Origin of the sequence: Xanthomarina maritima, from assembly GCF_008084905.1 — a bacterium.
Lineage (GTDB): Bacteria > Bacteroidota > Bacteroidia > Flavobacteriales > Flavobacteriaceae > Xanthomarina > Xanthomarina maritima.
In genome coordinates, this window is sequence record NZ_VSFC01000001.1 from 1 (window position 1) to 12,466 (window position 12,466).

General features: G+C 32.1%; 11 protein-coding genes. 6 read left to right on the top strand and 5 right to left on the bottom strand.

The genetic code is table 11. The features are described 5' to 3' along the window. The first annotated feature begins 236 nt into the window (after nucleotides 1–236). The 3 genes from mnmA to FVF61_RS00015 all read left to right on the top strand — a co-directional run bounded on the left by mnmA (nucleotide 237) and on the right by FVF61_RS00015 (nucleotide 3,237). A complete protein-coding gene (mnmA, locus tag FVF61_RS00005) occupies nucleotides 237–1,430 on the top strand; it encodes a tRNA 2-thiouridine(34) synthase MnmA (RefSeq protein ID WP_148451957.1) in 1,194 nt (397 codons plus the stop codon). 61 nt (nucleotides 1,431–1,491) lie between these two features. Then, complete coding sequence (locus FVF61_RS00010; RefSeq protein ID WP_317131650.1) at nucleotides 1,492–2,460, top strand: NAD(P)H-dependent flavin oxidoreductase; 969 nt, start codon at nucleotides 1,492–1,494, stop codon at nucleotides 2,458–2,460. Between the two features lie 9 nt (nucleotides 2,461–2,469). Further along, nucleotides 2,470–3,237 (top strand): toxin-antitoxin system YwqK family antitoxin, encoded by a 768-nt coding sequence (locus FVF61_RS00015; protein WP_148451959.1) that lies wholly within the window; start codon nucleotides 2,470–2,472, stop codon nucleotides 3,235–3,237. Nucleotides 3,238–3,263: 26 nt separating this feature from the next. On the opposite strand, the gene FVF61_RS00020 is transcribed toward FVF61_RS00015, so the two are convergent. Next, complete coding sequence (locus FVF61_RS00020; protein WP_148451961.1) at nucleotides 3,264–4,190, bottom strand: TolB-like translocation protein; 927 nt, start codon at nucleotides 4,188–4,190, stop codon at nucleotides 3,264–3,266. 119 nt (nucleotides 4,191–4,309) lie between these two features. Between FVF61_RS00020 and FVF61_RS00025 the strand changes: the two genes are divergently transcribed. The 3 genes from FVF61_RS00025 to FVF61_RS00035 are packed head-to-tail and all read left to right on the top strand — an operon-like array spanning nucleotide 4,310 to nucleotide 6,553. Further along, nucleotides 4,310–5,686 (top strand): MATE family efflux transporter, encoded by a 1,377-nt coding sequence (locus tag FVF61_RS00025; RefSeq protein ID WP_148451963.1) that lies wholly within the window; start codon nucleotides 4,310–4,312, stop codon nucleotides 5,684–5,686. An 18-nt stretch (nucleotides 5,687–5,704) separates the two neighbouring features. Further along, the gene (locus tag FVF61_RS00030; RefSeq protein ID WP_148451965.1) at nucleotides 5,705–5,932 is read left to right on the top strand and encodes a hypothetical protein; all 228 of its coding nucleotides are present in this window, start codon (nucleotides 5,705–5,707) and stop codon (nucleotides 5,930–5,932) included. A 48-nt stretch (nucleotides 5,933–5,980) separates the two neighbouring features. Continuing rightward, a complete protein-coding gene (locus FVF61_RS00035; protein ID WP_148451967.1) occupies nucleotides 5,981–6,553 on the top strand; it encodes a phosphatase PAP2 family protein in 573 nt (190 codons plus the stop codon). Nucleotide 6,554: 1 nt separating this feature from the next. On the opposite strand, the gene FVF61_RS00040 is transcribed toward FVF61_RS00035, so the two are convergent. The 4 genes from FVF61_RS00040 to FVF61_RS00055 all read right to left on the bottom strand — a co-directional run. Next, nucleotides 6,555–8,192, bottom strand: coding sequence for an ArnT family glycosyltransferase (locus FVF61_RS00040; protein ID WP_148451969.1), 1,638 nt, complete (start codon nucleotides 8,190–8,192; stop codon nucleotides 6,555–6,557). Further along, nucleotides 8,185–8,808: a lipid-A-disaccharide synthase N-terminal domain-containing protein gene (locus FVF61_RS00045; protein ID WP_148451971.1), complete on the bottom strand. Its 624-nt coding sequence runs from the start codon at nucleotides 8,806–8,808 to the stop codon at nucleotides 8,185–8,187. The genes FVF61_RS00040 and FVF61_RS00045 overlap by 8 nt, the downstream gene beginning before the upstream one ends. Then, a complete protein-coding gene (locus FVF61_RS00050) occupies nucleotides 8,808–9,521 on the bottom strand; it encodes a glycosyltransferase (RefSeq protein ID WP_148451973.1) in 714 nt (237 codons plus the stop codon). Before FVF61_RS00050 ends, FVF61_RS00045 begins: the two co-directional genes overlap by 1 nt. A gap of 272 nt (nucleotides 9,522–9,793) precedes the next feature. Further along, the coding region (locus FVF61_RS00055; RefSeq protein ID WP_158635167.1) for a T9SS type B sorting domain-containing protein at nucleotides 9,794–12,466 on the bottom strand (2,673 nt) is incomplete at its 5' end.

A 12,466-nucleotide genomic window follows, 5' to 3' on the forward strand; every position in this document is an offset into this window, starting at 1 on the left:
TTTAGGTATATCACTTTTTTGAGTAAGCTATTAATCAATCGAAGTAAGGAGTCTACCTAAACATAAGTATGTAAACATAAAAAAAATATATATAAAAGGCAATTAAATTAAATCATTTAAAAAGGAACAAAGGTTAATAGACTGGAAGCTAAAAAGTTAAAAAAAGGACTAAATAATTTAAAATGAGTCTTTTTAAGAGAAATAAGGTAAAATCAGTATCTTTGCAAACTGAAATTATGAAAAAAAAACGTGTTATAGTTGGACTTTCTGGAGGAGTAGACTCCAGTGTGGCTGCATACTTGCTTAAAATACAAGGCTATGAGGTAATTGGTCTGTTTATGAAAAATTGGCATGACGACTCGGTAACCATTTCTAATGAATGTCCTTGGTTAGACGATAGTAACGATGCCATGCTAGTAGCAGATAAACTAGGTATTCCTTTTCAAACAGTAGATTTAAGCGAACAATACAAAGAACGTATAGTAGACTACATGTTTAACGAATACGAAAAAGGACGAACACCCAATCCAGACGTGCTTTGTAATCGTGAAATTAAGTTCGATGTGTTTATGAAAATAGCTCTGGAATTAGGAGCAGATTATGTAGCTACAGGACATTACTGTAGAAAAAACACCATTGAAAAAGATGGCAAACAAATACATCAGCTTTTGGCAGGAGTAGATGCCAATAAAGACCAATCGTATTTTCTATGTCAGTTATCACAAGATCAATTAGCAAAAGCTTTATTTCCAGTAGGCGAATTACTAAAGCCAGAAGTTAGAAATATTGCAGCTCAACAAGGTTTAATTACTGCAGAAAAAAAGGACTCACAAGGTCTATGTTTTATTGGGAAAGTAAGATTACCTGAATTTCTTCAGCAGCAGTTAAAACCAAAAGAAGGTGTTATTGTTGAGGTTTCTGAAGATTTCGATGTTTATAAACAAGAGCTTCCTGTTTTTCAATCTAAGGAAGAAGAACTTCAGTTTGTATCTAAGAAAATAGATTATAAAATAAGAGATGGGAAGATTGTAGGTAAACACCAAGGAGCTCATTATTTTACTAAAGGGCAACGTAAAGGTCTAGCCGTTGGAGGGACTGTGGAACCACTTTTTGTAATCGAAACAAACGTGGAAGACAATGTAATTTATACAGGACAAGGTAAACGCCATCCAGGATTATTAAAAAATGTTTTATTTGTATCTAATGATGAACTCCATTGGATTCGTGAAGATTTAAAACTTCAGTTAGATGAAACCATGGAAGTCATGGCTAGAATTCGGTATAGGCAACCATTACAAAAAGCAATTTTATATAAAGTAGATTCAGGATTATATGTAGAATTTCAAGAATTACAATCTGCCATTACCGAAGGACAATTTGTAGCTTGGTATCTGGACGATGAATTAATTGGTTCTGGAGTAATTTCTTAGTAGTTTTATAGCATATTAATAGTTTGTTATGATGAACTAGCTTACACTAAGCGTAGTCAAAGTGAATCACCTCAAAAAACATATGTTAATGCAAAATAGAATTACTCAACTTTTCAAAATAAAATACCCAATCATCCAAGCAGGAATGATTTGGAATTCTGGATGGCGTTTAGCTTCTGCTGCTAGTAATGCAGGAGCTTTAGGTTTAATTGGAGCTGGAAGCATGTATCCAGAAGTCTTAAGAGAACATATCCAAAAATGTAAAAAAGCGACTGATAATCCTTTTGGTGTGAATGTGCCTATGCTTTATCCAAACATTCAGGAAATCATGGATATTATTGTGGAAGAAGGCGTAAAAATTGTTTTTACTTCAGCTGGAAATCCAAAAACATGGACTTCTTGGTTACAAGAAAAAGGCATAACTGTTGTTCATGTAGTGAGCAGTGTCAAATTCGCCTTAAAAGCTCAGGAAGCTGGAGTAGATGGGGTAGTTGCTGAAGGTTTTGAAGCTGGAGGACACAATGGAAGAGACGAAACCACAACACTTACTTTAATACCAATGGTAAAAGAGCAATTGCAAATTCCATTAATAGCAGCTGGAGGTATTGCCACAGGAAAAGCCATGTTGGCAGCCATGGTTTTAGGAGCAGATGCAGTTCAAGTAGGAAGTAGATTTGTAGCCAGTGAAGAAAGTTCGGCACATCAAGCTTTTAAGCAAGTGGTTGTTGATGCTAAAGAAGGTGATACCCAATTAACCTTAAAAGAATTGGCTCCTGTACGTTTGATAAAAAACAAATTTTATAACGATTTACAAGAACTATATAAAACGTCTCCAACTCCAGAACAACTTAAAGAATTACTAGGAAGAGCCAGAGCCAAACGTGGTATGTTTGAAGGCGATTTAGAGGATGGCGAATTAGAAATAGGACAAATAGCAGGCTTGATTCACGACATTAAACCAGTGGCAAAAATTGTAACAGATATAATGCAGGAGTTTGAGGAGGCGAAGCAACAAGTTTCAAATCTTTAAAAAATAGTCATGAAATTAAAATACCTTCTTACGCTATTATATTTTGTATTCTGTGTTTCAATAACAACAGCTCAAAAGTCTAGAAAAGTAAAAACCGTAAAGGAAAGCTTATTGAGCTCAACAGCCAAATACGAAGTATTTAAATCTAATAAAAATAAAAAGCATGGCTTTTATAAAGAGTATGATTTTTATTATAAAAGGTTGATTGTTTCAGGAAACTATTCTTTAGGAAAAAAAGAGGGTTTATGGAAAGAATGGTATCAATCTGAAGTTTTAAAAAGTGAAGGTTATTTTTTAAATGATAAAGAGGTAGGTGTCTGGTTATTTTATGATGATGAAGGAAAGTTACTTCATAAATTCGATTTCGATAAAAATGCATTACTATACTCTAATGAATGTGGTAATGATAAAGAATATGAAGTCATTATTGACGGAGAATCTATTTGGAAAACACTCGATTGTCCTCCTTCTATTCTTGGTGGGATAAATTGTATGGGAGTAGATATTAATAGTGCCTATATAATTTCAAAGAGCAAGTATAATTCCAATGGGGTAGGAGGGATTGAAGCAAATATTTCCATATTAATCAGAAAAGATGGAACTGTTGGAGATATGAAATCGAATGATTCTTTTTTAAATTCTGACTATATTAAAATTTTTGAAGATATAATTAACGACAGCAAAAATGAATGGTTGCCAGCTGAGCTGAATGGAGAAAAAGTTGATGCTTATATAAATTTTAAATCTAGGATAACAAGTACTAGGAGAAAGGAGTAATTTTTTATGTACTATCTATTATTTTTTTAATAATTTTTTAATAGAAAACGATACAACCTACTAGAACCATTATCAGCTTTATTGAGTTCAGAAACTAATTCTTCAGTAGTTAAAGGTTTTTCTTGATTGATTTTCGTGTTGTCTCTCTTACTTGTAAAATATAAGGTATTCGTTTTGGTGTCTACAAAAGGACAATAATCCATTTTATCTGAATTTACAATTCCTCCTAAATTTTTAGCAACAGTCCAATGATTATCTTTTTTGAAACTGATGTATAAATCACCACTTCCAAAACCATCTTTTCGGTTATAACTCCCAAAGACTAAATAAGACTCGTCTGGAGCAATAAAAGCATTGTATTCATAGCCATCAGAGTTTATAGCATGACTTAATTTTACAGGTGTTTGATATGCACCATTTTTAAATTCACTGACATAAATATCATCCTTCGTCTTTAAATCTGGGTTGTCTCTAGTAAAATAGAAATTCCCATTATTAGCTATAGAAGGATAGAATTCTCCATGTTCCGTATTTATTGGAAATCCCAAATTTATGGGTTCAGACCAAGTATCACTTAAAGTATGTCTTTCAACAAACCAAATATCAAAATCTTTGGGTTCAAGAGTTTCGTTAGATAATGGTCTGGTTGACACAAAATAAAGTTTCAATCCGTCGTTTGAATAAAAAGGTTCCAAATCGAAAAACTGACCAGAAAATGAAGCTACTTTTGGTGTAGACCAACTATTATTAGTTTTCTTTGAAATTACAATAGCTGATAAATTTCCCATGACACTTTGAGCTGTAAACATCATTTCATTGCCATTTGGTGATATGGCAAGATCTCTAACATTTGGAAAATTACTAATGAATTCGGCTAAAAATAATTCAGGAGCTTCTTGAGAAATACCCAAAAAACTAAAAAAAAATAACAAAGTAGTACTAATAGATTTCATATAATTATTTTGAAACAAGATACTACACGAATTTTATTAGATATCTTAAAATCATGTTAATCTAGGATAAAAAACAACCTTAGTTAGTTTAACAAAAACCTAAATACTACTTTTGCCAAATGGTTTTAAGCAACTATACAAAGGAATTTAAATACAACTGGAAACTATCTGCTCCTGTCATGTTAGGTATGCTAGGTCATACTTTTGTACAGTTTATTGATAATATTATGGTTGGGCAATTAGGTACAGCTGAATTAGCTGCAGTCTCTTTAGGAAACTCTTTTATGTTTATTGCTATGTCTTTGGGTATTGGTTTTTCTACAGCCATTACACCTTTAGTGGCCGAAGCAGATGCTGCTAAAAACTTTTCTCGTGGGAAATCGGCTTTCAAACATGGCTTGTTCTTGTGTACGGTTTTGGGCATTTCTTTATTTCTTTTAGTGTTTTTTGCAAAACCACTTATGTATTTAATGAAACAACCTATTGAAGTTGTTGAGTTAGCCATTCCGTATTTAGATTTGGTAGCGGTTTCTTTAATACCGTTGATTATTTTTCAAGCTTTTAAACAATTTAGTGATGGGTTGTCTATGACTAGATATCCGATGTATGCCACTATTTTAGCAAATGTGGTGAATGTGTTTTTAAACTATGTTTTAATTTTTGGAAAACTCGGATTTCCTGAACTAGGGATTGTCGGTGCTGCTTATGGAACTTTAGCTTCTAGATTAGTAATGGTAGCCTATATATGGTGGTTACTTAAAGGGAAGGAAAAATCTAAAGCCTATGTAACCAACATCAAGTTTTTTACCTTAAACAAGCTCATGCTAAAAAAACTGATGAATTTGGGTTCACCAAGTGCTATGCAAATGTTTTTTGAAGTTGCTATTTTTACTGCTGCTATTTGGTTAAGTGGCTTATTGGGTAAAAATCCACAGGCAGCCAATCAAATAGCATTAAATCTATCGTCTATGACCTTTATGGTGGCTATGGGATTAAGTGTAACTGCTATGATTAGAGTAGGGAATCAAAAAGGATTAAAGAACTATATAGAACTAAGACGAATAGCCTTTTCAATTTTTTTATTAGGTACCATTTTTGCAGTATTTTTTGGCCTCTTGTTTTTTCTGTTTCATAACCAATTACCAAAGATATATGTTGATTTTAACGATTTAAAAAACTTGACAGATAATACAGAAGTAGTCAGTATAGCTTCAAATTTACTTATAGCTGCAGCAATCTTTCAGATTAGCGACAGTATACAAGTGGTCATGCTTGGTGCCTTAAGAGGGTTACAGGACGTAAAAATACCAACTATTATAACTTTTATTTCTTATTGGATTATTGGTTTTCCAATTAGCTTTTTCTTAGGAAAAGAAGAGGCTTATGGTAGTTTTGGTATATGGCTAGGTTTACTTGCTGGCTTAACAACAGCTGCCATTTTATTGTATATTCGATTTAATTATTTAACAAAAAGGTTAATTTTGTCAAACAACTAACAACTAACAACTAACAAGATGGACTTCCCAAAATTTTTACTAGGCGATAACACCGATTTTCCAAGTGCTATTTTTGTAATACATACCGAGTTTCCTAGATTTATTATTAATTTAGAAAATGACGAGGTAGAGTGGCTTGAAGATTTTGATCAACACGATCAAAAAGAACTCGAAATTGAAGCAGAGGGCTTAATCCAACAAGCTACTGATTTTTATGATAGAGAAATTTCTCGTTACGAAGACTAAAAAAATACTTTAAGTACTTTAGCCACTTATAAATTTAGGCACTATTTTATGTTAGAACAACTTTTACAATTAGATACCGATCTTTTTTTATACCTTAATAATTTAGGAACCATAACTTGGGATGCCTTTTGGATGTTTTATACAACTAAATTTTATTGGATTCCATTATATGCCTTGTTGTTGTATTTAATTTTTAAACAACAAAGTCTAAAAATGTTTTTCTATACAATTGTAATAGTTGCACTTATGGTAACATTTACAGACCAAATAACTAATTTATTTAAACATGGATTTATGCGTCCAAGACCTTGTCATGAAGAAGCGTTACAAAGCCTTATGCGATTAGTAAAACCATCCTGTGGAGGGAAATATGGCTATTTCTCAGGTCATGCATCTAACTCTATGGCTGTAGCAGTATTTACAGGTTTGTTATTAAGACATAAATACAAATACCTGATTTTCATCTTATTATTCTGGTCTGCTTTAATGGGTTACAGTAGAATTTATATTGGAGTTCATTACCCACTAGATGTTTTAAGTGGTTTTACTTTTGGAGCACTTTCAGGCTATATGTTTTTTAAAATAAGTCAATTTATAAAGCATAAATACAACCCTCATTAAGTTATTTTCTTTCAAAAATATAATACACATTTAAAAGTCTGTCTTTGTATTGATTAGAATCTTCAGAAACTCGATTTAAATTATAGGTAGTTATTTTCTCAATGTTATAAGTTACTTCTAAGGAATTTAAAGTGTTTTCTTCTAATGTGTTTTTTGTTAGAATTCCAAACTTGCTGACTTTAGGTAAGCTTTCTACACCTTCATCAAAAGAAATAAAGGGGATTTTCCCACCATAATACCAAAGCATTTCTGGAGAAACATACCTCTCAGCATATATAGGTATTCCTTGTTTTTCCATATCAGCTTTTAAGTTAGAAATAGGATTATAGCTATCGCTTATTAAGCCTCTAGTAAGAGGTAAGGCCGTAATTATAACTGCAGCAAAAAACAATACAGTTAAATTAAATACTCTTACCATGTTTCCCTTTTTTAATGAGAATATAATTGAAACACCAATAATTAATAATGTCATTGAAGCCAATATAAATATTAGCAAATGGCTAGAAATGTTGTCTTTTAAAAACACATAACCTAAAATAGGAAATACTAATCCCAAACAAGCTATCAGTCCAAAATTAAAATAGACAGGAATAGTTTCCTTTTTATTAGTCATGGTTTTAAAATATTTAATCAAATAATCGATATAAAAACCAATATTGATGGCAAGAGGAATTAATACTGGCATTAAATATCTAGATTTCTTTTCTGGAATAATTGATAATAAAACCACAGCAAAAAGCGTCCATAACAAGCTAAATTGATAAACTTTTAAATAACTAACTCTAGATTTTAAATAAGGATATAGTAAGCTTATAAAGGCTGGAATTGTCCAAAGTCCACTTTGAACAAAAAAGCTCCAATAATAGTAAAAAGGTCTTACATTGTAACTAGACCAATTGGAGGTTTCTCTTTCTGTAATCGCATTAAAAGTTTCAGGATCTTGAAACCTAACATATAAATACCACCAACCACCAATAATTAAAGCCAGAATTAAGATGCTTACAAACGAAAAGGCTTTTGCTCTTACATGCTTGTATTTGAAAGTGAATCCATATGCAATTAAAAAGGGAAGCAATAAAGCATATATTGAAATTGGACCTTTGCATAAAATAGAAAATCCTATAAATATACCTGCTAATAGAGTATGTTTCCAGTAGTTTTTTTCTTTATTAAAAACTAATATTAAGTGGTAAATAGCAACACACATAAAGCCATGAGTAAAAATATCCCAAGGAGCTTCAATGGTAATTCCAATAATATAAAAAGAGGTTAAAGCTATAAAAGCATTTCTAGAACTTAATGATATATCATCTGTTGTTATCTTAGAAATCTTAAAAATAAAAACTCCAATTAATACAACAAATAAAATAGCAGGAAGCCTTAAAGCATATATGCTTTTTAACCCAAATAACATGCCAGAAAAAGCAGTTAACCATGTTGGCAAAGGTGGTTTTTGGTATCTGGGTTCACCATTTATAGTGGTTAATAGCCAGTTGCCATCTTGTACCATTTCTCTGGCAGTAATGAAATTTCTGGCTTCCATTATGGAGACATCAATTACGTTTAAATTGGGTAATAACATGATTAATGAAAAGACACAAATACTTAAAATAGGATATTCTTTAAATAATTTAATCACGAACTTTCTGTATTAAAACTAGATTTCTAATGTATATAATAGTTCCTAAAATATGACCAACAAAAAGAACAGGGTCTTTTCTAAAAATGGCATAAGTAAGAATCATTATGGAACCTACTAAGCTTAGTATCCAAAATCCTAAAGGTAAGGCAGATTCTTTTCGTCTTTCTGAATAGATCCATTGATAAACAAAACGAAGGGTAAAGACAATTTGAGATACAATCCCTAAAACCAATAACCAAAATGGGATGGCTTCATTTTTAAATAATAATTCCACATCAATCACATTGTTATTGTAATAGAATATGACAATAAGAATAGGCATAAAAAACAAAAATAACTGGATTAGCTTTGGTAATCGTTGCCATTGATTTTGAAGTTGTAAATTTCTAATATAGATGAAGTAGGTAAGAGCCTGCCCGAACATAATGGCAAAATCATTTCTTAAATACCCATAAATAAACAATAAAAAGGATGCGATTAAACTTAAAGACCAAAACAGCGTTGGAGTGGTTACTTGTTTTTGTTTTTCAGATGTTAGCCATTGAATAATTAGTCTGGAAGAAAATAAAATCTGTGCTAGAAACCCAATGCTATATATGATCCAGCTACTCATTAACCTTTTTTAGCAACGGAATAATTAATATACTTTTTCTTCATCCACAAATAAGCAAAACAATCCATTAAAGGCCCAAGTAAACGATTCCACAATCCAAATTTGGCAGTTCCAGCTATCCTAGGAAAATGCTGCACAGGAATTTGAATCACTTTGCCTTCTTGCAATAAAATCATGGCAGGTAGAAATCGGTGTAACCCATTAAACATAGGAATACGTTTGGCATAATCTGTTTTAATAACTTTTAACGGACAACCAGTATCGTCCATCCCATCTTGAGTAAAAGCACGACGAATACTATTAGCAATGGTAGACGATATATTCTTAATAAAACTATCTTTTCTATTAGCACGAACTCCAGTAACTAAATCGTATTCACCTACATGTTCAAGCAATAAATTAAAATCTTCAGGAGCTGTTTGTAAATCGGAATCAATATATCCAACTAGTTCTGTGTCAGTATAATCAAACCCAGCTTTTATGGCAGCACTTAAACCTCTATTTTCTTTAAAACTAATAAAGGTGAAATCTGGTTGTCTGTGGCAAATAGTTTCAATAAGGTCTAGACTTGTGTCTTTAGAACCATCATTAACAAAAAGAATTTTGGTTTTTTTAGTTGCTATTTTTATATAGTCAAATAAAGCCTGTTCAACACGAATTAAATTATCTTCTTCATTATATACTGGAACTATAATGGTAAAATCGTAATTCATAAATGGATTGTTGGTTTTACAAATGTATTCTTTTTTAAAGAATTCTAATCTTACAGAAAAAAAATGTTTCTTTGTACTATTAATTTGTAATGAAAACTCCTTAATTATAATCCACAAACAGCTTTATTAGAAGGAGTTAAAAAGCAAGTGGAATGGTATGAAGCCAATTTTATAACTTAATTTTATACGCATACCTTTAAAAAAATACTAATAGTTTAGTAAATAATTATTAGTTAAAGATTATTTGGTTACTCCTTCCTTTAAAGAATAACTCATCTCTTCAAAGTAAAATGAGAACGGTATACCTTAGATTGTCCATTTTCTTTAAAAGATAATACAAACCAATAGTCGCTAGCGGGTAAGAGGTTTCCATTATAGGTACCATCCCATCCTGGACCAGAAGGTTTAATACTTGCAACTAATTTTCCAAAACGATCAAATATATTAATATTAGCTTCTGGCTGATTACTCATGGCAGATATATTCCAGATATCATTATAGCCATCTTGATTTGGAGTTACAAATTTTGGATAACTAATAATTCGTATATCATCAATAATAATATAGCCACAAGAAGGATTATCTGTTTTTCTATCATAAACATAAACTGTGTGTAAACCACCACTAACGTTAGTAAACACACCACCATTATTTAAAATTGGACCATTATCTAATTGAAACCAATACTCACCATAACCCTCTACTGTTATCGTTATACTTGGGTTTGGATCGAAAGTGTCTGATTGAGAAACACTAACAAATACTGCTTGTCCGGATTGGATAACTTCAAAAGGTTCACTAAGTTCAGAAGTACAATTTGCAACAGAATTAATTTCTGTTATTGAAAGTGTATATAATCCTGGAGCATTTGTATCTACCACATAAGTACTTTGATTAGCACCAATTATCTCAGTGCCATCCAAAAACCAGGTATATTGATAATTAGGATCCTGTAAATCGCTCATTAAGGTCACTTGGTTTTGTACAATGCCTGTTTCAAAATCAACACAAATGGTGTTTTGTCCATCTACTGAAGTAATGACAGGTTTTAAAATTGGACTTACAGTATAGCTAAATGAGGTTGTTGCAAAACAAATATCTGGAATATGAATATTTGTAACTCGAATATAAATAGTTTGATTGTAAGCCGTTGTATTAATAAATGCTGATGGATCAATTATTGAGTTAAAACCATCTATAGCATCCTGACTGTTCCAATAATAGCTAACTTGATAATCGACTGGATTTTGACCATTTAATACTTCAGAATCTAAACTTGTTAAATCAAATGGGTAAAATCCATCATTAGTACCATCGTAATCACATTCAATAACAGGGAGTGGCATGGTTACCGTTGCAGCATCTTCAACAATTAAATCAAACGGAAAAATAGATGAACATAATGATGTATTATTTGAAATATTTACATAAATAGTTTGAAAATAAGCTGTTATGTTGGCATATGGATTTGTTGAAATTAATATAGTTGCAGCAGAATCTTCATAAAAAGCGACTGTATAATCTGCAGGGTTTTGTGTATTGCCTAATATGTTTGGTATTTCAGCTATTAAATTAAAACTATCAATGCCATTACCACTAGTGCTGCAAGCTGTTAAATTATTTAATGCAATTGTAGGAAAAGGGTTGACAATAATTTCCATAGTTTGAGAAGTAGCACATTGTCCAGCATCAGGAGTAAACGTATAGGTTGTAGTTGTAGTATTATCAATTGCAGGATTCCAGAATCCAGTTACACCATTATTAGATGTGGTTGGTAATGGGTTTAAAATCTCGCCATTACAGATAGGAGTAATTTGTGTAAACACTGGTGTAATAATTGGATTTACAATAATTTCCATGGTTTGAGAAGTAGCACATTGCCCAGTATCTGGTGTAAATGTGTAGGTAGTTGTTGTCGTATTATTAATTGCTGGATTCCAAATTCCAGTAACACCATTGTTCGATGTAGTGGGTAAAGTTTGCAAAGTATCTCCTTCACAAATTGGTGTAATCTGTGTAAATATGGGTGTTATGATAGGGTTTACAACAATTTCCATAGTTTGAGAAGCAGCACACTGTCCTGGATCTGGTAAAAAAGTATAGGTAGTAGTAGTTGTATTGTCTAAAGCAGGACTCCATGCTCCTGTTATACCATTATTTGATATTGTTGGTAATGGAGTTAAAACATCACCATCACAAATAGGAGCTACTTGTGTAAATAATGGGGTAGTAGATGGGTTTACTATTATTTCCATTGTTACTACTATGCCACATTGTCCAGTATCTGGAGTAAAGGTATACGTTGTTGTTGCCGTATTATCAATTGCAGGACTCCAAATTCCAGTTACACCATTATTGGAAGTGGTTGGTAATGCAGTTAAAGGCTCTCCATTACAAATAGGAGCCACTTGTGTAAATATTGGAGTAATATTAGGGTTTACTACTATTTGCATAGTTTCAACAGTGCCACACTGTCCTACATCAGGAGTAAAGGTATAGGTGGTAGTAGTTGTATTGTCTATTACAGGACTCCAGGTACCTGTTACTCCATTATTTGATGTAGTGGGTAAAGCTTGCAAAGCATCACCTTCACAAATAGGAGCTACTTGTGTAAATAGTGGTGTTATAATAGGGTTTACAACTATTTGCATGGTTTCTGCTGTTGCACATTGTCCAGCATCTGGAGTAAAGGTATAGGTAGTAGTTGTTGTATTGTCTAAAGCAGGGCTCCAAGTTCCTGTAATACCATTGGTTGATGTGGTTGGTAAAGGCGCTAAGGCTTCTCCATTGCAAATAGGTGATACTTGTGTAAATAATGGCGTTATGATTGGGTTTACTATAATTTCCATAGTGTCTACCAATGCACATTGCCCTGGGTCAGGAGTAAAAGTATAGGTAGTAGTTGTTGTATTGTCTAAAGCAGGACTCCATACTCCTGTAACACC